The 24,424-nt window shown below is 64.2% G+C and carries 20 protein-coding genes; 5 read left to right on the forward strand and 15 right to left on the reverse strand.

The window, feature by feature from the left end; translation table 11 throughout:
• From ileS to tilS, 7 genes are all read right to left on the reverse strand, one after another.
• The gene (ileS, locus tag NTZ43_07455; GenBank protein MCX5767041.1) at positions 1-3,255 is read right to left on the reverse strand and encodes an isoleucine--tRNA ligase; all 3,255 of its coding nucleotides are present in this window, start codon (positions 3,253-3,255) and stop codon (positions 1-3) included.
• On the reverse strand, positions 3,252-4,052 hold the full coding sequence (locus NTZ43_07460) for a purine-nucleoside phosphorylase (protein ID MCX5767042.1): 801 nt from the start codon (positions 4,050-4,052) through the stop codon (positions 3,252-3,254). The genes ileS and NTZ43_07460 overlap by 4 nt, the downstream gene beginning before the upstream one ends.
• A 77-nt stretch (positions 4,053-4,129) precedes the next feature.
• Positions 4,130-4,720 carry a DivIVA domain-containing protein gene (locus NTZ43_07465; protein MCX5767043.1) on the reverse strand — a complete coding sequence of 197 codons (591 nt, stop codon included), beginning with the start codon at positions 4,718-4,720 and terminating at the stop codon, positions 4,130-4,132.
• A complete protein-coding gene (locus NTZ43_07470) occupies positions 4,720-5,382 on the reverse strand; it encodes a YggS family pyridoxal phosphate-dependent enzyme (protein MCX5767044.1) in 663 nt (220 codons plus the stop codon). Before NTZ43_07470 ends, NTZ43_07465 begins: the two co-directional genes overlap by 1 nt.
• Positions 5,383-5,568: 186 nt before the next feature.
• A complete protein-coding gene (gene ftsH / locus NTZ43_07475) occupies positions 5,569-7,545 on the reverse strand; it encodes an ATP-dependent zinc metalloprotease FtsH (GenBank protein ID MCX5767045.1) in 1,977 nt (658 codons plus the stop codon).
• 20 nt (positions 7,546-7,565) lie between these two features.
• On the reverse strand, positions 7,566-8,114 hold the full coding sequence (gene hpt, locus NTZ43_07480) for a hypoxanthine phosphoribosyltransferase (GenBank protein MCX5767046.1): 549 nt from the start codon (positions 8,112-8,114) through the stop codon (positions 7,566-7,568).
• Positions 8,111-9,094: a tRNA lysidine(34) synthetase TilS gene (gene tilS / locus NTZ43_07485; GenBank protein ID MCX5767047.1), complete on the reverse strand. Its 984-nt coding sequence runs from the start codon at positions 9,092-9,094 to the stop codon at positions 8,111-8,113. The genes hpt and tilS overlap by 4 nt, the downstream gene beginning before the upstream one ends.
• Positions 9,095-9,141: 47 nt before the next feature.
• Between tilS and NTZ43_07490 the strand changes: the two genes are divergently transcribed.
• From NTZ43_07490 to NTZ43_07500, 3 genes are all read left to right on the forward strand, one after another.
• The gene (locus NTZ43_07490; GenBank protein ID MCX5767048.1) at positions 9,142-9,354 is read left to right on the forward strand and encodes a hypothetical protein; all 213 of its coding nucleotides are present in this window, start codon (positions 9,142-9,144) and stop codon (positions 9,352-9,354) included.
• A 426-nt stretch (positions 9,355-9,780) separates the two neighbouring features.
• Positions 9,781-11,052, forward strand: coding sequence for a biliverdin-producing heme oxygenase (locus NTZ43_07495; protein MCX5767049.1), 1,272 nt, complete (start codon positions 9,781-9,783; stop codon positions 11,050-11,052).
• The gene (locus NTZ43_07500; protein ID MCX5767050.1) at positions 11,046-11,831 is read left to right on the forward strand and encodes a cobalamin-dependent protein; all 786 of its coding nucleotides are present in this window, start codon (positions 11,046-11,048) and stop codon (positions 11,829-11,831) included. Before NTZ43_07495 ends, NTZ43_07500 begins: the two co-directional genes overlap by 7 nt.
• Before the next feature lie 848 nt (positions 11,832-12,679).
• Here the strand turns inward: NTZ43_07500 and paaZ are convergent.
• The 6 genes from paaZ to paaG all read right to left on the reverse strand — a co-directional run bounded on the left by paaZ (position 12,680) and on the right by paaG (position 19,102).
• Positions 12,680-14,725, reverse strand: a complete 2,046-nt coding sequence (gene paaZ / locus NTZ43_07505) for a phenylacetic acid degradation bifunctional protein PaaZ (GenBank protein MCX5767051.1) — start codon at positions 14,723-14,725, stop codon at positions 12,680-12,682.
• 80 nt (positions 14,726-14,805) lie between these two features.
• The gene (locus NTZ43_07510; protein ID MCX5767052.1) at positions 14,806-15,408 is read right to left on the reverse strand and encodes a transferase hexapeptide repeat family protein; all 603 of its coding nucleotides are present in this window, start codon (positions 15,406-15,408) and stop codon (positions 14,806-14,808) included.
• A gap of 37 nt (positions 15,409-15,445) precedes the next feature.
• Positions 15,446-16,657 carry a 3-oxoadipyl-CoA thiolase gene (gene pcaF / locus NTZ43_07515; protein ID MCX5767053.1) on the reverse strand — a complete coding sequence of 404 codons (1,212 nt, stop codon included), beginning with the start codon at positions 16,655-16,657 and terminating at the stop codon, positions 15,446-15,448.
• Positions 16,654-17,124, reverse strand: coding sequence for a hotdog fold thioesterase (locus tag NTZ43_07520; protein MCX5767054.1), 471 nt, complete (start codon positions 17,122-17,124; stop codon positions 16,654-16,656). Before NTZ43_07520 ends, pcaF begins: the two co-directional genes overlap by 4 nt.
• Entirely contained in the window at positions 17,121-18,311 is a 1,191-nt protein-coding gene (locus NTZ43_07525; GenBank protein ID MCX5767055.1) for a 3-hydroxyacyl-CoA dehydrogenase NAD-binding domain-containing protein, read from the reverse strand. Before NTZ43_07525 ends, NTZ43_07520 begins: the two co-directional genes overlap by 4 nt.
• Positions 18,311-19,102 (reverse strand): 2-(1,2-epoxy-1,2-dihydrophenyl)acetyl-CoA isomerase PaaG, encoded by a 792-nt coding sequence (gene paaG / locus NTZ43_07530; GenBank protein ID MCX5767056.1) that lies wholly within the window; start codon positions 19,100-19,102, stop codon positions 18,311-18,313. Before paaG ends, NTZ43_07525 begins: the two co-directional genes overlap by 1 nt.
• 219 nt (positions 19,103-19,321) lie before the next feature.
• On the opposite strand from paaG, the gene NTZ43_07535 reads away from it, so the two are divergent.
• Complete coding sequence (locus tag NTZ43_07535) at positions 19,322-21,430, forward strand: thiamine pyrophosphate-dependent enzyme (protein ID MCX5767057.1); 2,109 nt, start codon at positions 19,322-19,324, stop codon at positions 21,428-21,430.
• Between the two features lie 26 nt (positions 21,431-21,456).
• Positions 21,457-22,887, forward strand: coding sequence for an MATE family efflux transporter (locus NTZ43_07540; GenBank protein MCX5767058.1), 1,431 nt, complete (start codon positions 21,457-21,459; stop codon positions 22,885-22,887).
• A 7-nt stretch (positions 22,888-22,894) separates the two neighbouring features.
• Here the strand turns inward: NTZ43_07540 and NTZ43_07545 are convergent, their stop codons facing one another.
• Together NTZ43_07545 and NTZ43_07550 are read right to left on the reverse strand one after the other, a co-directional pair.
• Complete coding sequence (locus tag NTZ43_07545) at positions 22,895-23,215, reverse strand: Hpt domain-containing protein (protein ID MCX5767059.1); 321 nt, start codon at positions 23,213-23,215, stop codon at positions 22,895-22,897.
• An 11-nt stretch (positions 23,216-23,226) separates the two neighbouring features.
• Positions 23,227-24,363 carry a response regulator gene (locus NTZ43_07550; GenBank protein MCX5767060.1) on the reverse strand — a complete coding sequence of 379 codons (1,137 nt, stop codon included), beginning with the start codon at positions 24,361-24,363 and terminating at the stop codon, positions 23,227-23,229.
• Positions 24,364-24,424: the final 61 nt, after the last annotated feature.

Below are 24,424 nucleotides of genomic sequence, written 5' to 3' on the forward strand. Positions count from 1 at the left end.
TCAGCCTTCCCTCGTAAGAGCTATGAATGCCGTCGCGCCGTCGAGCTCGACGGGCACGGCGCCAACGTTTTCCGCGATCGCATCCAGCACCACGAGCTCGCGGGCCAACACTTCCCCAGAAATCCAGACTCGGTACGCCTCAACTGCCGCCTGCACCTCCGCGGGCCCTGCCACCTGCAACCGGATGCGGTCACTCACCGCCAACCCTGTTTCTTTCCGCAATCTTTGTACCCGGCTCACGATTTCCCGGGCCATCCCTTCCGTCCGCAACGCCGGCGTGATAGTCGTGTCGAGCGCTACCGCCCAGCGGCCGTCGGTCGCCACTCCACGGAGCGTGACCTTCACGTCCTCCGGCCCCACGGCGTACGTCCGGTCGTCTACGGCCACGTTCACCGAGGCGCCAAAGTAGACCTCGAGCACCGACGCCGCCGGCCACGATTCAATCACCGCCGCCACCGCCTTCATGTCCTTCCCGGCCCGCTTCCCCAGCACCTTGAAGTCCGCTTTTGCCTCAGCCGTGCCGATCTGGGCAAAATCCGTCGCCACGCGCACCGACTTGATATTGAGCTCGCCCGCCAGCAGCGCGGTGAGCGAATCGTCAAACCGCATGTCCCGCAACAGCGGAAACACCACCAACTCGCCCAGCGGCTGACGCACGCCAATGCCAACCGATTCGCGCTGCGCGCGCCCGAGCGTTGCCAGCGCGCGCACGTCGCTCATCGCCGCGTCCAGCGCCGCGTTCACGGGGAACGGGGACGGGCGCACATAATCTGCCAAATGCACCGACGTCCCGTTGAGTTCCCGGTGTATCCAGTCGGTCACAAAGGGAGCGAACGGCGCGAGCAACCGGCAACTCACGGACAGCACTTCGTGGAGCGTCGCGAACGCGGCACGGTTGTCCGGCGAGGTGACGTCGTAGAACCGGTCGCGCGACAAGCGCACATACCACTTCGACACGTCGTCATCCACGAACGTCATCACCGCGCGCGCCGCCACGGTCGCGTCATAGTTCAACAACTGGCGATTCGCTTCGGCCTCTACTCCGGCCAAGCGCGAGAGCACCCAACGGTCGAGTGCCGGCCGGTCTTCCGGACGCGGATCTTCCGCCGACGGTGCCCAGCCAAAGTTTGCCAGCTCCGCCCAGAACTTGTACACGTTCTTGAGCGTGAGCAAAAAGCGTCCCGCCCCTTCGCGAATCACTTGCTCGTCAAAGTTGCGCGGCGTCCACACCTGACTGCTCGCCACAAGAAAGAGCCGCACCGCGTCGGCACCATGGCGTTCCATCACGCTCCACGGATCCACCGCGTTGCCGCGGCTCTTCGACATCTTGAGCCCCTTCGCGTCGCGCACGAGATCGTTGACCACCACGGCCTTATACGGCGCGGCGGCATCACCAGGCTTCACGGGATCGGCATTGTTCGGCAACGCATCACCCAGCCCCGTGGCAATCGCGAGCAACGAGTAGAACCACCCGCGCGTCTGATCGAGCCCTTCTGCGATGTAGTCCGCCGGATACTGGGCCGCGACGATCTCGCGATTCTCAAACGGATAGTGCCACTGCGCAAACGGCATCGAGCCGGAATCGAACCACGCATCAATCACTTCACTCACGCGCCGCATCGTTCCGGTGCCCGACTTGGCCGGCCACGTATAGGCATCGATGTACGGCTTGTGCGGATCAAAATCGGCCGGCAACGGGCGCCCACTCTTCTCCGCGAGTTCGGCATAGCTGCCGATCACTTCGATCTCGGTCGCATCGGTATCGTTGACCCAGACCGGGAGCGGCGTGCCCCAATACCGATCGCGCGAAATCGCCCAGTCGATATTGTTCTCGAGCCAACTTCCAAAGCGCCCTTCACCCACCTCGGGCGGATTCCAGTGCACGGCCTTGTTGCGCGCAATCATGCGGTCGCGGAACGCGGTCGTCTTGATGAACCACGAGCCGCGCGCGTAGTAGAGCAACGGCGTGCGGCAGCGCCAGCAATGCGGATACGAGTGCGTGAGCGTCGCCGCCTTCCAGAGCACGTCGCGCTCCTTGAGGACCTCAATAATCAACGGATCGGCGTCCTTCACAAATTTGCCACCTACCACCGGCATCTCCGCGGGGAATTCACCGCGCGCATTCACCGGCTGCAGGAACGCCAGCCCACGCCGCTGCCCGGCCGCGTAATCATCCGCGCCAAACGCCGGCGACATGTGCACCACGCCACTGCCGTCATCCGCCGACACAAAGTCTTCGGCGATAATTATTTCGTGCGCGCCATCCTCAAACGGGAGCCAATCGAGCGGACGGCGATACCGCGTTCCCTCGAGCTCACGCCCCGTAAAGCGACCGACCACTTCCCAGCGCGACGCCCATTCCTGCCCGAGCACCGCACCGGCGCGCGACTCCGCGAGCAGGAGCGTCCAATCATCGCGGCCATTCTTCTTCACTTCCACGTACGTCAAATCCGGATGCACCGCGAGCGCGGCGTTCGACGGCAACGTCCACGGCGTGGTGGTCCACACCACAATGCGCCGACGCGTCGGTTTGCCGCTGGGCACCGTCGTTGCCGGTGAACCGCTAACGATCAACGGATCACCCTCTACGCGCGGTTGCGGTTCCACCAGATCCAACGCCAAATACACCGACGGATCCTCAACATCCTCATACCCCTGCGCCACCTCGTGCGACGACAACGTCGTGCCGCACCGCGGGCAGTACGGCAAAATCTTGTGCCCCTGCACCAACAGTCCCTTGTCGTGCAACGTGCGCAGCGCCCACCACTCGCTCTCCACGTAGTGATTGCTGTACGTCACATACGGCTGTTCGTAGTCGAGCCAATGGCCCACGCGCTCCACCAGCCGCTCCCACTCTTCGCGGTATTTCCAGACACTTTCGCGGCAGCGCTTATTGAACTCCTCCACACCAATCCGTTCAATATCCTGCTTGCCGCTAATGCCAAGCGCTTTTTCAACTTCGATTTCCACCGGCAGCCCGTGCGTATCCCATCCCGCTTTGCGCGGCACATGATACCCGAGCATCGCCCGGTGACGACTAAACAAATCCTTCACCGTGCGTGCGAACACGTGGTGAATGCCGGGACGGCCGTTGGCCGTCGGCGGTCCGTCGTAAAACACAAACTCCGGCGCACCGGGGCGCCCCGCAATCGAGCGCGCCACGAGCTGCTCCTCACGCCAGCGCGCGAGGAGTTCCGTTTCGACCGCATCCGCCGCCCGATCGGGCGGGAGCACCTGGTACCGACGTTCGCTCACAGCAACTCCAGCACGCCGCACACCAGCGACGTCAATTTCGGTTCTGCACCACGCGCCACCGCCAGAATGTGATCGAGGGTCGCGGGCACCAACGCGTCAGGCAAACACATATCCGTAATGATCGACAAGCCAAGCACCTGCATCCCGCCGTGCTTCGCGACAATCACTTCGGGCACCGTACTCATCCCCACTACGTCAGCGCCCAACCCGCGCAGCATACGATACTCAGCGCGCGTCTCGAGGTTTGGCCCCTGCACCGCGACGTACACCCCCTCACGCAACGTGATCCCTTCCGCCGTCGCCACGCGGCGCGCCAGCGAGCGCAACGACGCGTCGTACGGATCACTCATATCCGGAAAGCGCGGACCGAACCGCGCTTCATTCGGACCAATCAACGGATTATCGCCAAGCAAGTTGATGTGATCGGCAATCAACATCACGTCGCCGGCATGCCAGTCGGGGTGCATACCACCACAGGCGTTGCTCACCACAAGGGTCGGCGCGCCGAGCGCCTGCAACACGCGCACGGGGAACGTCACCTGCTGCAGCGAGTACCCCTCGTAGCGATGGAATCGCCCTTGCATGGCGACCACGCGCTTGCCGCCGAGCATCCCAAACAACAAACGACCCGCGTGCGACTCCACCGTGGACAACGGGAATCCGGGAATGTCTCCGTACTCCACACGTGCCTCCACCGTGATCGCCGCGCCGAGGGCGCCGAGTCCGGTGCCCAGCACAATCGCCACCTCCGGCACGAACGCCGTGTGGGCGCGAATCGCGTGCACGGCAGCGTCCACGGCTGCGGCCGTGTGCGCAGCACTGTGCCCCGCACGGTCGGCGGTCAGGTCGAGCGCGATGGTGGCCACGGCTGTTGCTACTCTTCCTCGACGGGCGTATCACTCGCCGTATCCGCCGAATCACTGGGCCGAGCACGCACCGGCGCATCGATCGGCGCATCCAGCCACGTGTCGCGCGGTTTTTCGGCGACCGGAATCTGCGCGACAGTTGCTTCGGCCGATTGCAAATCGGTCAGGTGTCGCTCCGCCAGCGCGCGCGCCTGCGCCAGGTGAGTGCGGCGCAACTTCGTCAGCGCATCGATCTCCACCGACAACCGACGCACCTCCGCCTTGGCCTCGTCGATCAAGCGCTGCCCTTCCGCCTGCGCCTCGCGCACCGTCAAAAGCGCGTCACGCTCCGCCTGATCCTTGGTGTCCGCACGCAGTTGCTGCGCGCTGATGAGCGCGTCGTTCAGCGCTTTGTCGCGCTCGCGAAAGGCGCGCAACTGTTCGTGGAACCCCTTGGCCTTGGCCTCGAGTTCCTGATTCACCCGCGTGAGACGCTCCAGCTCGTCGGACACTTGCTCGCGGAGTTGGTCCACGCGCGCTTTGTCGTATCCGCGCAGCGCCGACCCGAGGTCGTAACGCCGCACATCGACGGGAGTCAGATGAAAGCCTTCGTCGTTCATCAATCCCTCGCTCCGAACAGAATGGTTCCCAGACGCACCATCGTGGCGCCTTCTTCCACGGCGATCTCGTAATCCCCAGACATCCCCATCGACAACTCCACCGCGTCATGCCCCGCACCACGCAACACGTCCCGCGCGGCACGCGCTCCGCTGAACACCGTGCGCAGCGTGCGCTCGTCCACGTCAAAGGGCGCCATCGTCATCACACCGCGTACGCGCAGCCCTGGCAAACCCATCAGCCGAACGGCCTCCGCTTCGAGTTCCGCCGGTTCATAGCCACCCTTGGTCGCCTCGCCCGCCACATTCACCTGCATCAACACGTCCATCGGCGCACCGCGCGCCACCCCAAACTCGTGCACGGCATTGGCCAGTCGCGCGCTATCGAGCGCATGCAACAGCCAAAACGCACCGAGGTGTTTCACTTTGTTGCGTTGCAAATGGCCAATAAGATGCCAACGCGCCTCGCGCGCACGCGCCTGCACCAGCGGCTGCTTATCGAGCGCTTCCTGCACCTTGTTCTCACCCACATCGGCGAGTCCGGCATCAAACGCTGCGTCGACCGCATCGGCACCGTGCGTCTTGGTAACCGCAATCATGCGCACGACCTGTCCGTGTCCGCCACGCAGGACAGCCGCGTCAATCCGGCCCCGAATTTCCGCCACTCGGCGTTCCATCCCCTGAAATGGCATAACATATGAAATTATCAGGGGTTACCCCCTCTCGGCAAGCCCATTCTTTGCCTGCCGAAGCGGAACAATGCCCCGTTTTTCCGGACCCCAAAAAGAGACGGGGAGCACCGGCCAAAGCCGTGCCCCCCGTTCACTTCGAATACCGTGGCTCAACCCACCCTAGGCGGGATGCGGCTCCGCGCCACCGAGCAGCGGCGGCACCACCCTGCGCGGTTCGACTGCGGCCGGAATTGCTGGCGCCATCTCAGCCGTCGGAGGCGGATCGATCCGCGGCGGCAGGCTCTCCCCGCGCAACAACACGTCAAAGTCCTCGCGCGCCAGCGTCTCCCGCTCGAGCAACGCCGCAGCAATCGCATCCAGCAACGGCCGGTTGGCCGTGAGCACATCCTTCGCGCGCGAGTAGGCCTGCTGAATCACGCGCGACACTTCGTCGTCCACCAGCTGCGCCGTGCGCTCCGACACCTGACGCCGGCTGTTCAACTCACGGCCCAAAAACACTTCCGTTTCGTTGTCGCCCACGAGGATTGGGCCAATCGAATCGCTCAACCCCCACTGGCTCACGTAGCGGCGTGCGATGGCCGTGGCCTGCTGAATATCGCCAGCGGCACCGGTGGTCACACGATCGTGGCCGAACACCAACTCTTCGGCCACACGCCCACCGTAGGCCATGACCAATCGCGCCTCGAGTTGCTGACGCGTGACACTCACGCGATCATCCTCGGGCAGCGTGAACGCCAGACCGAGCGCGCGACCGCGCGGCACAATCGTCACCTTATGCAGCGGATCGTTGCCGAGCACCTTCATCGCGCACACTGCGTGTCCACCCTCGTGATACGCCGTCAAGCGGCGCTCTTCTTCCTTCATCACGAGCGACTTCCGCTCGGCGCCCAGCATCACACGATCCTTGGCGTCTTCGAGATCGGCGCGGTAGATCTTGTCGTGATTGCGTCGCGCTGCGAGCAACGCGCCTTCGTTGACGAGATTCGCGAGGTCCGCACCGGCCATCCCAGGCGTGCCCTTGGCCAGTACGGTGATGTCGACATCGTCTGCCACCGGCTTGTTGCGCATGTGCACTTTGAGAATGCCAATGCGGCCGCGCAGATCAGGCGCATCCACCACAATCTGTCGGTCAAAACGGCCCGGACGTAGCAACGCGGGGTCCAGCACGTCGGGCCGATTCGTGGCGGCAATGAGAATCACGCCGTCGTTCGACTCAAAGCCGTCCATTTCCACCAGCAACTGATTGAGCGTCTGCTCGCGCTCGTCGTGTCCGCCGCCGAGTCCGGCACCGCGGTGACGGCCCACGGCGTCGATTTCGTCAATGAAGATGATGCACGGCGCATGCGCCTTGCCCTGCTCGAACAAATCGCGCACGCGGCTCGCGCCGACGCCCACAAACATTTCCACGAAGTCCGAACCGGACATCGAGAAGAACGGGCGATTGGCTTCACCCGCCACCGCCTTCGCGAGCAACGTCTTGCCGGTGCCCGGCGGGCCCACCAGAAGCGCACCCTTCGGCAAACGACCGCCGAGCTTAGTGAACTTCTGCGGATCCTTGAGGAACTCAATGATTTCCTGCAGCTCAACCTTCGCCTCATCGCACCCCGCGACGTCGGCGAACGTCACCTTCGGCGTGTCGCCCGCGAGCAGCTTGGCTTTGGATTTGCCAAACGAAAACGCCTTGTTCCCGCCCGACTGCATCTGCCGGAAAATGAAGATCCAGAACGCAATGAGCAGCACGACCGGAAGCCAACTAATAATCAGCCCGCCAATCGACGGCCGCGCATCCTGCGCCGAAATCTGCACGTTCTTCTCGCGCAGCTTTTCGATTTCTTTTTCGCTGTTGGCAATCGCCATCTGCGTCGTGAACTTCGACACCGGACGGCGTTCGATGGTCACCGGCGTGCGGAAGTCGCCCAACACCTGCTTGCCGGCGATGATCGTGACCTTGGAAATGTTGTCCTTGGCGAGCTGGACCTGATACTGCGTGTCATCGATTTCCGTGGCGGCATCGCGCTGGCCGCTCGAGAACTCGATGAACGCAACCGGCACCAGAATCACGAGGATCCAGAAGGCCAGCGATTTGGAGCGACGGCTCCAACTGTTATTGTCTTCGGGCGGTGTTTTGGGAGGCATATTGGGAGGCTTTTCCTGCGTCATCGCAGGCTTGCGACATACGGCAAATGGCGGAAATCTTCAGCATGGTCGAGGCCGTACCCAACCAAGAACTCGCTCGGCGCGTCGAACCCAGCAAACTTCACCGGATGCTTCAACTCCGTGGCGATGCGCTTGTCCAACAGCGCACAGATTTCCAGCGACTTCGGTCCACGCGTCTGCAACACATCCATCAGTTTCTGCAACGTGCGTCCGGAATCGACGATGTCCTCAACCAATAGAATGTGTTTGCCCGCCAATTTTGTTTCCGGATCGTACACCAGGTTCACGTGTCCGCTCGACACGGTGGCCTCCCCGTAGCTCGACGCGACGAGAAAATCGACGTGCAGCGGGCGATGAATATGCCGAACCAAGTCCGCCAGAAAGACAAAACTGCCCTTGAGTAGCCCAAGGACGAGCAGATCGCCGTCCGGGTAGGCGGCCGTGATCTCGGCACCGAGCGCATGCACGCGACGCTGAATGGAGGCTTCGTCAAAGGCGATGCGAAGCACCTCGCGACCAAGCAGCCGCGGGTCGTTGTTCTCTATCATTGCCTTAATATAGTCGCATCGGCCGTCGGGGTGGCGGACAGCACAAAGCTCGTGGCCGTCCGCTGAACGCGTGCGCCGCCGGACAGTGGAATCTCGCCGCCCGCGCGCGCTCCACTGGTAAACGCTGCCAAGCGTTCGGTTCCACGCCAGTCGAGAGCGACGCCGACGCGACCGGCAATGGCCGGCCAGAGCACGGCCAACTGGTCCGTGCTCAGCGACTCCAACGCCACTGCCGCTACCACGACCCGTCCGGGCTCGGTCACAACCACTCCGAGTCCGTCAATCAGTGATTCAACCTCTGCACGCCAGACCGCCGCTTCTTGACTGTGGGCCAACAACTCCGTCCCTAACTCCGGTCGCGCGACCATCAGGGCGGGCAGTAGGTCGAGCCGCACGCGGTTCCGCAGGTGGGCACGGCGCTGATTGGACGGATCCTCAATGAAGGGGACCTGCTGTGCGGTGGCGTAGGCCGCGACCGTCGCACGCGACACGCCGAGCAGGGGGCGGCAGATCGGGGACGGCGCGTACATCGCGGCGAGACCACGCGCCCCAGCCCCGCGTAGCAAGCGCATGACCACCGTTTCGAGTTGGTCGTCCATAGTATGCGCGGTCACGACGATCGCGCGAAGTTCGCGTGCCCATCCGCGCAGGAAGCGCCAGCGTGCCGCCCGCCACTCGGCTTCGGTCGAGACGGGGGCGTCGAGCTGTCCGCTCACGACGGGAAAGCCGAGGCGGGTCGCCTCACGCTCGACGAGCGCCGCGGCTTTCGTCGCTTCGGCACCAGTGCCGTGGTCAAAGGTCGCCACCACGCACACATCGTCGCGGACGCGCGCGCAGGCCGCCATGAGCGCCATGGAGTCGCGGCCGCCAGAGACGGCAAGCAGATAGCGCGCTGGCCGCAGCGCTGCCGCCGCCAACTCCACGGCGTCTCGCCCCCAGTCCGACGGCCCTTCACCCCCCGCTTCCGCGCGCGTTGCCATTCCGCTAACATAAGGGCGTTGTCACTTGAGAGCCCACCAGCGGGCACTTGGAAGTGCCCTTTGAGCGCGAGGATGTCTTCGTGGAGCATAGCTTCGGCGGACCCCTGGGAACCCTGATCGCCGGCCTAGGCATGGGCGCCTTTTACGCGGCGTTGATCTGGATCAACATGCTCCTCGGGCTCTTTCTGACGCCGCTCTTTTTGATTCCACTGACTTGGGTTCAGGACGCGCTGAAGGCCAAGAAGGCGCAGTCCGCCTAAGGGCGGCTGGAGCCGCCAAAGCCAGGAGATGAGCCTGGCGGGATTTTTGAGGGTGGGCCGGCGCCGAGTGCGTCGGCCTTTCTTTTTGTTCGGACCCGCCAACCGGTCCAGTCCACCCCCAACCGTCCCGCCCGCCCCCAGTGTGAGGAGAGTCGGTGGGCCGACAGGCCGGCGGCGTGGCCCACGACTTCAACAACCTGCTGGGGAAAGAACTCGCCTTGATCCGGTTGGCCTTCGGGGGCAACTGCTTGCGAAGCCGTTCACCCACGCAAAGCTGGCCTCCACTGTGCGCGCGGTGCTCGATGGAGCGCCTCCACGCGCCTGACCTTCGACCCCACCCCGTGATATGCTTGAGTCACGGGAATCAGGCTGACGAGCGTCTGGCAGACGGACGCGTCCAAGAATCGTCGAGCAACGAGGAGCGCATTGTCAGATCTACATACACGGCTCAGATCGGAGACCGCTGACCTCCATGAGGCGTTGGAGGCGTTGCCGTTCTTCGAGGCGCTCGCGGCCGGTCGCCTCTCCGGGCTTGCCGTGCTCAGCCTCCTTCGCAGCCTGAGCATCGTCCATGCGGTCCTCGAACGAGCGCTCGCGCAGGCGTCGGAGCAGCGCGTGACGGCGATGGCCGCGCACACCGTGCCGAAAGTCCCGCTCCTCGTGGCCGATCTCGCCTTGGCAGGGGCCGCGGACCTGCCGAGCATTCCGGCCGCGATTGATGGCGCGCTGGACTGCGGGGCCGAGGTGCTCGCGCACGCGGATCGCCCATTGAGCCTCATCGGCACGCTGTATGTCCTCGAAGGCTCGCAGGCTGGCGGCAGGGCGCTGCAGCAGGCGTATGCCCGCTGCTTGGAGGTGGCCGACCAGCGGCTCTCGTACTTCGGATGCTACGGGGAGGACACGCCCGCCCGATGGGCGTCGTTCACGGAGCGCCTGCGTGGGCTCGACCTCACCGACGACGAAGCGACCGAAGTCGTGGCGTCCGCGGTGCGGTGTTTCGAGCTCGTGACGGTGATCTATCGGGCGCTCGAGCCGTATGACGCGTCGGACGTTCGGCATCACGTGGCGGTCATCAACTTCGAGGCCGGACATCATGCGATGCCGCAGGACCCGCGCGAGATCGCGCTGGCGCTGCGCGCCGCCCGGACCGCGTGGGCCCTGCATCCCTACTTGGCGGAGCGGTTCGGCGACCGGGGTCGGCGTTTCACCAACAGCGATAGCTGCTGGCTGGTTGCGCTGGCTCGCACGCCTACGCCGTCCGTCACGAAGAACCTCACGTGGCTGCGCACCGTCCTGGCGAGTCGTGGGATTCCCACCGTGGTCCTCGAGTCCCACCTGACTGCCATCGCGCAGGCGTTGGCGCTGGAGTTCCCCGAGGACCTCGACGTGCGGACGCGGTTCGAACCGTTCTTGGCCACGCTCGCCGCCGAGCGTGCGGCGCCGGCCGGCCATCAGGCGCTCCAGTCGCTCGTCGACGAGTTTGACGACCGGCTTCGCCAAAGCGACGGATACACCGTCCCACACGCGGCCCAACTCATTCACGCCGCTTGGGTCGATGAGCGGAGCGGTATTCCCAACGCGCTCGCGGCCACAAGCGACTGGTTCGTGGACGCCAGCCGCTTTTCGATCCAGTGGATTGCCGCCGTGCATGATTTGCTAACCGCGCTCGATCAGACGGAGCGCCCCACGCCATGCTGAGATGGTGCGCAAATTGCCAGCGCTTTCAGGGGGAGGCGGCCCCCTTCGACGATTTCAATCTCACGCATGGCATCTGCCCGACCTGCGCCCCCCTGGCGAAGCGGCTCACCGACGGCGACGTCGCGAGAATCGAGGTGATCAAGGCCATTCACGGGCGGCTGATGGAGGCCGGATGGCGCCGAGACCTTGCCACCGCCGCACGCATTCTCGAGGAGGCCAGAGGTGCAGGCATCCGGTCCGTCGATATGCTGCTGGCAACCGTGACGTCACTGTTGTATGAGGTCGGCGAGGCGTGGAAACGCGCGGCGATGACGGTGGAAGAAGAACATCGGTTCACGGCCTTCTGCGACGCGCTGTACGAACGAATCGCCGTCGTATCCGACGTTTCAGACGCGGATGCGCCATTTGCCGACGGGTGGACGGATGCCCTGCTGATGAACGCCCCCGGGAATCGCCACACGCTCGGCGCTCGGATTCTCGCGCTGTGGCTGACGAGTCAGGGCGCCCACGTGACCGTGGTCGCGCCGGATACACGTCTCGACGTAGCGATGGCGCTGATCACTCGGCGTCAGCCCCGGATGGTGATGATCTCTATGGCGCTCGCTGAGCAGCGAGATGACGTGGTGCGTATCGTGGAGCGCATCGCAGCGCTGGCCGTCCCCTCGCCTCCGAAGATCGTCGTCGGCGGCTATGCCGTGAAGCTGGGGCTCGTCGCGCCCATCCCCGGTGTCGATCTCTCGGTCGACCTCCCGACGCAGTGGAGCATTGCGCAGGCCTGAGCATCCGGACGGAGGGAGGTCGGCGGCGGCTGCTTCATCATCCAGCCACTAACCCGTGCGACGGTCACGGCGGCGGTGCGGAACGTGCCGGATCGCGCGCGCGGTGTGGTGTCTGGTGCGACAACTACCTTTCCCAACTTCCCCAAAAACCGTTCAACTTTCAGGCCGAAGGTGCCGATACTCAATCAAGATGGAGTGCTGTGACGGTAAGCCGTCTTGGCAGTCTTTGAGTTGACGGGTTAGATTGCTCGAAGCGGAAACGAGCGCTACGGCAGGAAGGCCAGCAGCTAGGCCTCAAACGGGCCTTCTGTGACCTGAGCAGCAGTAGGGTTGAACCTGGCAGCAATACCAGCTTGGAACCGACGGTACTTCACAAATACAAGATTTGTGATCATTTGAGACAGAACGCCAGAGCGGCAGGGCGTATGCAGTAGCAAAATGAATATCCACATTGTGAATACAGCCTAGATTTCATATCATATGTGATATGTTATCTGGGCATTTTTTATACACTTAGTGCATAGAAGCTAATGTAAAATATTGCATATCCATTCCAATTCACAATGGAAGGTGGATTACCGGTTCGAACTCCGATAGGCCAGCGTCTCGGGCATATTTGATGGTACTTTTCCACCGACCTGAAGTTGGCCGGCTGAGCACCCAAGTAGCCCCTTAGGCCCCCGCTCTCAGCCGATGGTCGCCACTGTCGGCCAGCCACTTCGTCAATCCAGCAGACTCGCCCACCTTGAGTCCCCCTCCCTCCTCAAGGTTCGGCTCCGATCTTAATATGACAAAATGGCGCGCAGCCACTTCGGCCGCGCGCCATTCACTTTCAGGCCCCCCCCCGCTCAACCGCCGCGGCGCTTCACCAACGTGAGGATCGTGTACAGCGCCACCGGCTCTTGATGCTGGTTTCTGACCTCCACATCCCAGGCTACGACCCCCTGCGGAATCCCTCCCTCCGGCGTGTCCTTGGCGGTCTTTTGCTTCACCGTCAGCCGCACCCCGATGGTGTCGCCAGGGTAGACGGGCTTCACAAACCGGAGGTTTTCGAGCCCATAATTGGCCAGAACCGGACCTGGCGCCGGGTCTACAAAGAGCCCCGCGGCGGCCGAAACAACGAAGTAGCCATGAGCCACCCGCCCTTCAAAGATCCCGTTCGCGCGGGCCGCCGCGTCGTCCATATGCGCGTAAAACCTGTCCCCGGAGAGCGCCGCAAAGGCCTCCACATCGGCCAGCGTAATGGTCCGCGTGGCGGTGTTTAGGGTCTCGCCGACCACCAGATCGTCAAAGTATTTCCGGAACGGATGCTCGCTTCCGGCCACCTGATTGGCCCCTGCCGTCCACTCCCGGGTGACCTCCACCAACAGCTGCGGAGAGCCCTGCACCGCCGTCCGCTGCATGTAATGCAGCACCCCGCGCGCGCCGCCCATCTCCTCGCCGCCGCCGGCTCGACCGGGTCCGCCGTGCACCAGATTCGGCAGCGGAGAGCCGTGTCCCGTGCTTTCCTTGGCGCTGGTGCGGTCGAGCACCATCAGGCGGCCGTGGTATGGCGCCACGCCGAGGACCACTTTTCGGGCCACCTCCCCCTGGCTCGTGAACAAAGAGCCGCACAGCGAGCCTTTACCGCGCTTCGCCAACTCGACCGCCTCGTCGAGGGAGTCATAGGGCATCACCGTATTGACCGGACCGAACGCCTCGACGTCATGGGGCTCGGCGGTCTGCAGCGGGTGATTCGCGAACATCAGCATCGGGGCAAAGAAGGCTCCGGCCTCCCGGTTGGCGCCCACCACGGCAAAGTCCCCTCCGCCGTAAACCAGCTCGGTAGCCGCCCGAATCCGATCGGCATTTGCGCCCACATCACGCACCTGCGCCTTGCTGGCCAAGGGGCCCATCCGCACCCCCTCGACGCTCGGATCGCCGATCGTCGTCTTCTCCAGCCGTGCCACCAGCGCCTTGATGACCGCTTCTTCCATCCCGCGCGGCACGATGGAACGGCGGATGGCAGTGCACTTCTGGCCGGCTTTGCCGGTCATCTCGCGCACCACTTCCTTGATAAAGAGGTCGAACTCTTCGGTTCCCGGCGCCGCATCGGGGCCGAGGATTGAACAGTTGAGCGAATCGGCCTCGGCGTTGAACCGAACCGAGTGGGAGGCAATCGCCGCTCCGGTACGCAACATGAGCGCGGTGTCGGCCGAGCCCGTAAATGCGACGGCGTCCTGCTCGGTCACATGTTGGAGCAGATCCCCCGCGCTTCCCACAATCAGCTGCACGGCGCCAGGCGGAAGAATGCCCGACGCAATGATCTCGCGGAACATCGCCTCGGTGAGGTAGCTCGTGGCGGTGGCGGGCTTCACAATGGCCGGCACGCCCGCGAGGAGGGTGGGCGCGAGTTTCTCGAGCATTCCCCAACAGGGAAAGTTGAAGGCGTTGATGTGCACCGCCGCGCCTTCGAGCGGCACGCAAATGTGCCGCGCCACAAAGGTGCCGCCCTTGCTCAACGGCTCGGTGGGGCCATCGACATAGAAGGTCTCATTCGGAAACTCTCGGCGCCCGCGGCTCGAATAGGCGAACAGAGTGCCGATGCCACCCTCAATGTCCACCCACGAATCGGCTTTGGTGGCGCCCGTAGCGGCGCTCAGCGCGTAGAACGCGTCCTTACGCTCCATGAGATATTTGCCGAGTGCTTTGAGCATCGCGGCGCGCTGATGAAAGGTGAGCCGCCGCATGGCCGGGCCGCCCACGGTCCGCGCGTACTCGAGCATCGCCTTGAAATCGACGCCGCCGCTGGATGTTTGCGCGATGGCCTCGCCCGTGACGGCGTGATGCATCAACGCCTGCGTGCCTGTCCCCGCGACCCACTCGCCACCCGCAAAATTCCGGAGTTGCTGCACGACCGATTCTCCTCGTGTGTGAAGCGCACGTCGTGCGCGCTTCGCGTTGTGCCCTGCTCACGCACGCCGCATACGCTCGGCTATGCGCGCTCGCCTTTGATGTCGGCCCACGTTTTGTGCACCGCGCTCTGCGCGGGCCGGTTCGCAGGCACCTCGCGCAGTGGTTCGGCGGCGCTCCATCCTGCACGCATCGCGGCTGGAAGCGCCTGATACAACGCGGTGCCCTTGGTTTTCCACGCGAGCATTTCGTCGGTGACGTCTTTGACGATCTTCGCGGGATTCCCCACCACGACTTTGCGCGGGGGCACCTGCATCTCCGACGGCACAAAGCAGAGCGCACCCACCACGCTGCCATCGCCGATGTCGGCGTTGTCCATCACCACGGCATTCATACCGACGAGCACGTTGGCGCCAATGTGTGCGCCGTGCACAATCGCCCCATGCCCAATGTGCGCACCCTCTTCGAGCCGCACGACCACGCCGGGGAACATGTGAATGGTGCAGTTCTCCTGCACATTGCAGCCGTCGGCAATCACAATGCCGCCCCAGTCGCCGCGAATCGCGGCACCGGGACCGATGTATACGTTGCGGCCAATGATCACATTGCCCGTGACGGCGGCCTGCGGATGCACGAAGGCCGACTCATGCACCACGGGAATAAATCCCTCAAAAGCGTAGATCATCGGAGGACCGTGGCGCGGGAGGAGCAGCGCGACGGCATCAGACGCGCTCCACGATCAGTGCAAAGCCCTGCCCCACGCCAATGCACATGGTGCAGAGCGCGTAGCGACCGCCGGTGCGTTCGAGTTCGCGCATCGCCGTGAGCGCGAGGCGCGCGCCGCTCATGCCGAGCGGATGTCCGAGGGCAATGGCGCCGCCGTTGGGGTTCACGCGAGGATCATCGTCGGCGATTCCAAGTTCACGCACGCACGCGAGGGACTGGGCCGCAAAAGCTTCGTTCAGTTCAATCACATCCATCTGTGCCAGCGTCAGGCCGGCGCGCTGGAGTGCAATCTTGGTGGCGGGCACCGGCCCCATGCCCATGATGCGCGGTTCTACGCCGGCCGCCGCGCTTGCCACGACACGAGCGCGCGGCGTGAGGCCGAGTTCCTGTGCCGCAGCACCCGAGGCGAGCAGCAATGCCGCCGCGCCATCGTTGAGCCCAGAGGCGTTGCCGGCGGTGACGGAGCCCTGGCCATCCGTCCGGAAGGCGGGCTTGAGTTTGGCGAGCGTTTCCAGCGACGTATCGGGGCGCAAGAACTCGTCGTGCTCCACCTTCAGCGCGTCGCCTTTCTTCTGCGGAATTTCCACCGGCGCAATCTCAATCGCGAATCGTCCGCTCGCGCGCGACGCCGCCGCCTTCTGTTGTGACCGCACCGCGAAGGCATCTTGATCGGCTCGCGTGATGCCGTACTGCGCGGCCACATGCTCCGCGGTCTCGCCCATCGAGTCGGTGCCGTGCAGCGCCTTCATCTTTGCATTTACAAAACGCCAGCCGAGGCTGGTGTCGAACAGCTGTACGTCGCGCGCGAACGGTGTGGTGCCCTTACTGAGCACAAAGGGCGCGCGTGTCATTGACTCCATACCGCCGGCAATCAGCACATCGCCTTCGCCGCAGCGAATGGCGCGCGCGCTTTGTGCGACGGCACTCAGGCCAGAAGCACACAACCGATTGACTGTTTCGCCGGGCACCGTTACGGGCAGACCGGCGAGTAGCAACGCCATGCGCGCCACGTTGCGGTTGTCTTCGCCGGCCTGATTGGCGCACCCCATAATCACATCAGCAATACGAGCGGGGTCGAGCGCAGGGTTGCGCGCCAACAGAGTGCGAATGGCGTGTGCACCGAGATCGTCGGCGCGCACCGAACTCAGCGCGCCGCCGAGGTTTCCGATCGGCGTACGCACGCCGTCAATGATGAATGCGTCAGTCATACGGGAGTCGAGGGAAGGCCGAGCGTGTTGCCGAGCTCGGGAAAGTGATCCACCTGCGTGCGATATACGGTTCCGCGAAAATGTCCGACCACGGCGCCGAGTTGATTGCGCACTGTTACGGTGCAGAACGCGAGGCGCTTACTGGTCGATTCCTGCACGGCCACAGCCGTGAGCCGATCACCTGGACGTACGGCGGCCGGGTAACTCATGGTCGTATCCACAGCGACGCTGAGGCGTCCACAGTTGTTGGTAGCAAATGCAAACGCGCTGTCGGCGAGCGAATACGCCACGCCGCCATGCGAGGTTCCGAATCCGTTCACCATTTCGGCGCGGACATCCATCGTGCACGTCGCACAGCCCGGCGCGACGTCCGTCACCTCAATACCGAGCCATTGCGAGAAGGCGTCGTTGCCCATCATCTGGATGACGACGCGCTCGGCGAGGGTCTGCGGATCGATGGCCGTCATACGTTGAGCTTCCCGCCGGCGGCCGCAACGCGGCGCAGGCGCGGACTCGCGCGGTAGCGGTCTTCGTTGTACTCGGCGCGCAGCGCGTCGAGTCGAGCGAGCACGGCGCCCGCGCCAATCTCGTCGGCCCACGCGAGCAACCCGCGTGGATAGTTCACGCCCTTCGTCATCGCGAGGTCAATGTCCTGCGCCGTCGCCACGCGCAGGTGCAGCGCCTCGGCGGCTTCGTTGATGAGCATCGCTACCACACGATCGACAATCTGCTGGCCGAGCGCCGCGTCGGTGTGGGGCTTCGGCGCGACTGCTCCCGCGTGATAGTCGTAGTATCCGCGGCCGCTCTTTTTGCCGAGCAGACCCGCCTCAACGAGGCGCCGCTGCGTGAGTGCGGGCCGATAGCGCGGATCGTAGTACATGGCTTCGAACACTGAACAGGTCACGGCATAGTTGATGTCGTTGCCAATGAAGTCCATGAGTTCAAACGGCCCCATTTTGAAGCCACCGATGCTCTTGAGCGCCCAGTCAATGGTGGCGCAATCGGCCACTCCTTCTTCGAGCAAACGCAACGACTCGCCGTAGAACGGTCGCGCAATGCGATTGACAATAAATCCTGGGGTATCGCTCGCCACGACGACCGTCTTGCCCCAGCCACGCACGACTGCGCACGACTCGGCGGTCACCTGCTCCGCCGTCGTGATGGCGGGCACCACCTCCACCAGCGGCATCACGGGCGCGGGATTGAAGAAGTGAATCCCCACCACGCGCTGCGGGGCTTGGCAGGCTGAGGCGATGAGCCCCACCGAGAGCGACGATGTATTGGTGGCCAGCACGCAGTCGGGAGCGACGATGGCTTCGAGCGCACGAAAGAGTCGCTGCTTGGCAGACGCGTCTTCGACGATCGCTTCGATGACCAGCGCGCACTCCGCCATCGCGGCAAGGTTGACGTCGCCGTCACCGGCGGCATAGTGCAGTCGCGCCACGGCTGCGTCGGCCGCAGCGCGCGTGAGCCGCCCTTTGTCGACCTCGCGATCGAATGACGCACGGTGTGATGCCCGCGCTTTTTCGATGGCGGCCGGTGCCGTATCGGTGAGGATCACACGGTGGCCACTCACGGCCGCGACCTGGGCGATCCCCTGCCCCATCGCGCCCGCGCCAACCACACCGATGACGGAGTCTTGCGAGAGCGTCATCACTGTCCCGTGTAGTAGGGCTTTCGTTTTTCGAGAAAGGCGCGCACGCCCTCTTCGTAGTCCTTGGTCTGCCCCGCCTCGGTCATCGACTTGGCTTCAAAGTCGAGTTGATCGTCGAGGGTGGCGCCAAGGGAATGATTGAGCGCACGCTTGGTGAGGCCGAACCCACGCGTCGCCTGCGTAGCGAGTGTGACTGCCAGATGGTGCGTGGTGGCCTGCAACTTCTCGAGCGGCACCACGTCCCAGATGAGGCCCCACTCTTTGGCTTTGGCGGCCGGAATCTTTTCGGCGAGAAAGAACATCCCTGTGGCCCGTTGGTGCCCGACGAGCCGCGGAATGAAGTAGGTGCCGCCAGTGTCCGGTATGAGACCGAGCTTGGCAAAGCTCTCGACGAAGCTCGCTTCTTCGGCGGCGATGGTAATGTCACAGGCAAAGGCCATGTTGGCGCCGGCACCCGCTGCTACGCCATTCACCGCGCAAAGGACGGGCTTTTCGAGCGCGCGAATGGCACGGATGATCGGGTTATAGCCCGCAATCACCACGGCGCCAATATCCGGCATCGGCCCACCAGCGGCGGGGAGTACCTCCGCCAAATCCTGGCCGGCGCAAAAACCACGGCCATTGCCGGTGAGCAACACGGCGCGCACGGCCGCGTCTTCCGCGGCGCGCGCGAGCGCGTCGAGCAAGGCGCGCGCCATGGCGAGGGTAAAGCTGTTGAGGACGTCGGGACGGTTGAGCGTAATCGTCGCAACGCCGGAGTCTACGGAATAGAGAATGCTGTCGTCGGCCATCGAGGGACCTCGGTCTGTGGGCGCGGAGGGAGGCGGCCGCGTTGCCATCCCTAAAGATACGATGCCGGAGGTGGCTGGCACACCATACGGAAGGACGAGGTCGCGGACGCCGCGGGGAACGGAGGCTGGCCGATTCGCGTTCAGCCGAGCGTTGGGCCGCCCGACGCGCCAGAGAACGCCAGCTCTCCCATTCACCCCTGCGCCCGGCCAGATTTAGGGATGGCATCAACTCCGCGCTCCCGCGCCAAACCCCTCGGCGGCTTCGACTGGAAGCGCATCGCGTACCATGTGCTGGTGTCGCGCGCGTGCGACGACCTCGAGGAGTCCACGAATCGCAATCGGGCGAACGTGCCCCGCGAGCACGTGGTGCTCTACCAGTTTTCGGCACGCGGCCACGATGTGGCGCAGGTGATCCTCGGATCGCTGCTGGACCACCGCCACGATGCGGCGGGCGCGTATTACCGTTCGCGCCCGCTCCTCCTCTCCCTCGGCCTCACGATTGAAGATGCGCTAGCGAGCCCGCTCGGCCGCTCGGGCGGATTCAGCGACGGCCGCGACATTGGTGTGGTGTGCAACTTCCCCAACCTTGAGGGCGCGGTGGTGCTGCCGATGTCGGGTGACGTCGGCTCGCAGTACACCCCCGCCGCCGGTTGGGCGCAGGCGATTACGTATCATCGTGATCAGCTTGGCGATGCCACATACACGGGAAGTGTGGCCGCGGCGCTCGGTGGCGACGCCTCGGTTGCCACCAGCGGATTCTGGGCCTCGCTTACGATGGCGACGACGCTCAAACTGCCGATGCTGTTTTATATCGAAGACAACGGCCTCGGCATTTCGGTCAAGGGCGACATGCAAACGCCGGGCGCGAACATCGCGGCCAACCTCGCGTCGTTTGCAAATCTGTTCGTGCGCAACGGCGACGGATGCGACCCGCACAGCACCGCCACGCTCCTGAAAGAATGCGTGGCGCATGTACGGTCGGGCGCTGGCCCAGCGCTCGTGCGACTCACGGTGCCGCGTCTCTCGAGTCATTCGGGACCGGACAATCAAAAGGGCTACCGCTCCGAAGCGGAGATTGCCGCCGACGCCGCACGCGATCCGCTGCCCCGTTTGCGTGACTATCTCGTTCCGGCGGTGATGAGCGCCGCGGAATGGACCGCGCTTGAGGGAGTGGTGGAGCGCGAAGTGGCCGAAGGCGTCGAAGCCGCACGAGCCCGCCCTGCACCGGACCCCGCCACTGTTTCGCGTTTTGTGTACGAAGAGGTTGCACGGCCCGGTGACCCAGTGGCCTTCGGTGGCATTACTCCGGCGGCACGGGCGGCGCTCCCGACCACGGAAATCGCGGAGACCGAAGGCGACATGGTGCGTTTCGCTGAGGCCATTCGCCGCACACTCCGAAGCGAACTCGCGGCGAACCCGCGCGTCGCGGTGTTTGGCGAAGATGTGGGCCGCAAGGGTGGCGTGCATCTCGTCACGGAAGGCCTGCAAAAACAATTCGGCGAGGGGCGTGTCTTTGACACGAGCTTGTCCGAAGAAGGCATTATCGGGCGCGCCGTGGGAATGGCGATTGCCGGGCTGATGCCTGTGGCAGAAATTCAATTTCGAAAGTATGCCGACCCCGCCACCGAACAGTTGAACAACTGCGGCACGCTCCGCTGGCGCACGGCGAATCGGTTTGCCGCTCCGATGGTGGTGCGGCTCCCCGGCGGATTCGGGAAGGATGTGGGCGATCCCTGGCACTCGTTGAGTGCTGAAGTGACGTGGGCCCATGCGCTCGGCTGGCAGGTGGCCATGCCGTCGAATGCGGCCGATGCGGTCGGGCTCCTGCGCGCCGCGATGCGCAGCGGGAATCCCACCATCTTTTTTGAACATCGTTCGTTGTTGATGACCAGCGATGGCAGTGCGCGGTATCCCGGCGACCACTATGTCATCCCATTTGGGCGCGCGAATCATCTGCGCTCGGGAACCGGTATCACCGTCGTGAGCTGGGGCGCGATGGCGCTGCGGTGCCTTGCGGCGGCCGATGCGGTGGGCGACGTGGATCTGCTGGACCTGCGCACGATCGCACCGTGGGATCGCGAGGCCGTCCTCGACAGCGTGCGGCGCACGGGGCGCTGCTTGATTGTGCACGAAGACACCATCACCGCCGGCTTTGGTGCGGAGATCGCCGCGACGATCGCACGTGACGCGTTCTGGCATCTCGACGCGCCGGTGGATCGATTTGCGGTGGCCGACGTGCCGATGCCGTACCACCCCGACTTGCTCGACGTGGTGGTGCCGACGGCGGAGACAATCGCCGATCGTATTCGCGCGGTCTTGGCGCAGTAGCCACCGCTCTCGTCTCGGAGCTCCCCGTGCACAAGCCCAGCGGGTCCACCGCCGAATTGGCGTTGCCCGACACCCACTCGTGGTGGCGCGACTTGCGCGACGCCACCCGTGGCTCGCACCACGATTACACCGAAGGCAACATTGGCCGCGCCATATTTCTGTTGGCGGTGCCGATGGTGCTGGAAATGATCATGGAAGGGCTCTTCGCCGTGGCCGACGTGTTCTGGGTCGGTCGGTTGGGGAGCGATGCGGTGGCCACCGTGGGACTCACCGAGACGATGATGATCATCATCTACACGGTGGCCATTGGGCTCAGCATTAGCGGTGCGGCCTTCGTCGCGCGGCGCATTGGCGAAAAGAATGCCGACGCGGCGGCGCGAGGCGCCGTGCAAGCGATCCTCCTTGGCGGCTTCGCGTCTGCCGTGCTGGCTGTAGCGGGCGCCGTGTTTGCGCCACAGCTGCTGGCGCTGATGGGGGCGTCACCTTCCGTGATTGCGACCGGCACCGGTTTCACGCGCGTGATGTTGGGCGGCAGTTCCTCGGCGTTCCTCCTGTTCATCATCAACTCGACCTTTCGCGGCGCCGGCGATGCGGCCGTCGCGATGCGCGTCCTCTGGCTCGCGAACTGGATCAACATCTTGCTGGGCCCAGTTCTCATTTTCGGACTCGGACCCTTCCCCAAGTTGGGGGTGATGGGTGCCGCCGTGGCCACGACCATTGGCCGCGGCACGGGCGTGGTGTTTGCGCTCTCGCGTCTCGCTCGTGGGTCGGGCCATCTCGCGGTGAAGCGTCGGCATCTCACCGTGGAGTGGAACACGATTCAGACGCTCGCACGCATGTCGGTGAGCGCGACGGTTCAGTTCACCGTGAGCACGGTGAGTTGGATTGGACTCGTCCGCGTGATGGCGAGCTTTGGCAGTGTGGCGATGGCTGGCTACACGATCGCGGTGCGCATTATGATGTTGGCGCTCATGCCCGCGTTTGGCATCTCAAGCGCCGGCGCGACGATGGTCGGCCAAGCGCTCGGGGCCCAAAATCCCAATCGCGCCGCACAGGCCGTTCGAACCGCGGCGCGCTATAACGTGTGGTTTCTCGGAATCGTCGGCGTGCTGTTCTTGATTGGAGCGCCCTGGTTAATCGCGGCCTTCACGCATGACGAGGCTGTTCGCGACGTGGCCTCGTTCGGCCTGCGCACGATGGCGCTGGGCTTTCCGATGTTCGCGCTCGGCATGGTGTACACACAGGCGTTCAACGGCGCCGGCGACACGCGAACGCCGACATTAATCAACTTGGCGGTATTCTGGGCGTTTGAGATTCCGTTCGCCTGGCTTCTCGCCGAGCACACCACGGCGGGATTCCGCGGGATCTTCATAGCGGTGGCGGTGGCCTACTCGCTCCTCGCGCTCATCAGCCGCGCATTGTTTGCGCGTGGGCGCTGGAAAACGCGCACGGTATAGAGCGAAACTACTGGAACCGCGCGACCCATGCGGCGAGCGCCACACCGGCCCGCTCCAGCGCTTCGACGTCGCCGCGCAGAAACTCGATTCCCTTAAGGGCCCCCTTCTCAATATCCTCGGCGATTGCCGCGTATTCCACGGCACCGATGGACCGCGCGCCCCCTTTGATGCGATGCGCCAGCATATTCAGGGCCTTGGTGTCGCCCGCCTGATGCGCGACAGCAAGGTTCGCGCGGTCTGCCGCATCGCTCCGCACGAAGTCCAGAAGGATTTCCTTCGTGATGGTCCGATTGTCGTCGGTCAGGTCGAGCAGATAGTTCGGGTCCATGCCGACGAGTCTCAGCCCGACACGCGCAAGTGCGTCTCGTACGTTTCCGCCGCGCCAGACGGCTCGCCGACCGCGGCCCCCTGCACCAGATGAACCCGCGCTTCGTGCATCGTGTCGAGCAGCCGCGCCTCATCCACGTTGGTCACACCGACCACCGCGCGAATCCGGCTCGCGCATTCGTGGACGCGATGCAGGAGCACTGGATCTGATACCCAGCTCGCCGGGCAGGTGATGGTGCTACTCGCCGTGAGGAGGTTCATGGCGGCGAGGTCTTCCGGCGTCCGGAGATGGACGGTAACGGCGAACTCGTGCATCAGCGCGCGCGCCAACGCAAAGGCCGCCGTGCCCGCGTCTTCGGTAAATGCAGCACCCTCGAGCGCAATCGCAAAGGCATGACCGGAAATGCCGTTGATTCGCGCCTGCGCGTGAATCCAGTCGAGCAAATTGTCGTCGCGGAGGGCCCCGAGGCCAAGTGGCACGATGACCGTCCCGCGCCATCCCATCTGACGCCAGAGCGCGGCACCGAGCATCGCATCGCGCACGATCTGTTTGGCCGCTTCCGGCGCGGCGGCGAGACGATCCACCGAGGCCAGCGCGGTGATGCCCATGAGGGTTCCGTACTCGCGCGATTCCCAGCGCGGCACGGCCTCAAGCGCCACCGTACGCAGCGACGTGACATCGAGGATCGGCACATACCACGCCTTGAATTGCTCCATCGCAATACCGCGCTCGAGCCCCGCGAGATCGATGTCGCCGCCGTTTCCCGACGCGCTCTGCGGATTATTGTGCGCGTGCAACATGGAGGCGAGCGCGTCCTTCCGGATGGGTTTCGCCACGGCTCCGAGCACGCGGAGCCCCGACACCACCGCCAGCGACTCGACGGCGCGCAACACGCTGAGTTCGAGTCCGGACAAAATGATCAGTGAATCCGTGAGTTTTTCTTTGGCTAACTGACGAATAAATGTCATGCCGTCCATGCCCGGCATATTCAAATCACTGAGGACGACATCCGGGCGCTGCGCTCGCGCCGAGACCAGCGCTTCCGCGCCATCGCGGCATTCGGCGATATCGGTTTGGCCGATGTCGTGCAGCAGGCGCACGGTCATCGAGCGCGTGAAATCGTGATCGTCAACGACCAGAATGTGCATGGGAGGAGCGAGTTGGTGGAACAGTCCGGGGAGCAGGAGATCGACAACTTATAAATATAAT

It is taken from the genome of Gemmatimonadota bacterium, assembly GCA_026387915.1.
Classification (GTDB): domain Bacteria; phylum Gemmatimonadota; class Gemmatimonadetes; order Gemmatimonadales; family Gemmatimonadaceae; genus Fen-1231.

What these genes read in the sequence shown, in the direction of transcription:
- NTZ43_07465 (MCX5767043.1), bottom strand. Translation starts at nt 4,720, where the DNA reads ATGAACGACGAAGGCTTTCATCTGACTCCCGTCGATGTGCGGCGTTAC.
- ftsH (MCX5767045.1), bottom strand. Translation starts at nt 7,545, where the DNA reads ATGCCTCCCAAAACACCGCCCGAAGACAATAACAGTTGGAGCCGTCGC.
- hpt (MCX5767046.1), bottom strand. Translation starts at nt 8,114, where the DNA reads ATGATAGAGAACAACGACCCGCGGCTGCTTGGTCGCGAGGTGCTTCGC.
- tilS (MCX5767047.1), bottom strand. Translation starts at nt 9,094, where the DNA reads ATGGCAACGCGCGCGGAAGCGGGGGGTGAAGGGCCGTCGGACTGGGGG.
- NTZ43_07500 (MCX5767050.1), top strand. Translation starts at nt 11,046, where the DNA reads ATGCTGAGATGGTGCGCAAATTGCCAGCGCTTTCAGGGGGAGGCGGCC.
- NTZ43_07510 (MCX5767052.1), bottom strand. Translation starts at nt 15,408, where the DNA reads ATGATCTACGCTTTTGAGGGATTTATTCCCGTGGTGCATGAGTCGGCC.
- pcaF (MCX5767053.1), bottom strand. Translation starts at nt 16,657, where the DNA reads ATGACTGACGCATTCATCATTGACGGCGTGCGTACGCCGATCGGAAAC.
- NTZ43_07520 (MCX5767054.1), bottom strand. Translation starts at nt 17,124, where the DNA reads ATGACGGCCATCGATCCGCAGACCCTCGCCGAGCGCGTCGTCATCCAG.
- NTZ43_07525 (MCX5767055.1), bottom strand. Translation starts at nt 18,311, where the DNA reads ATGACGCTCTCGCAAGACTCCGTCATCGGTGTGGTTGGCGCGGGCGCG.
- paaG (MCX5767056.1), bottom strand. Translation starts at nt 19,102, where the DNA reads ATGGCCGACGACAGCATTCTCTATTCCGTAGACTCCGGCGTTGCGACG.
- NTZ43_07535 (MCX5767057.1), top strand. Translation starts at nt 19,322, where the DNA reads ATGGCATCAACTCCGCGCTCCCGCGCCAAACCCCTCGGCGGCTTCGAC.
- NTZ43_07545 (MCX5767059.1), bottom strand. Translation starts at nt 23,215, where the DNA reads ATGGACCCGAACTATCTGCTCGACCTGACCGACGACAATCGGACCATC.
- NTZ43_07550 (MCX5767060.1), bottom strand. Translation starts at nt 24,363, where the DNA reads ATGCACATTCTGGTCGTTGACGATCACGATTTCACGCGCTCGATGACC.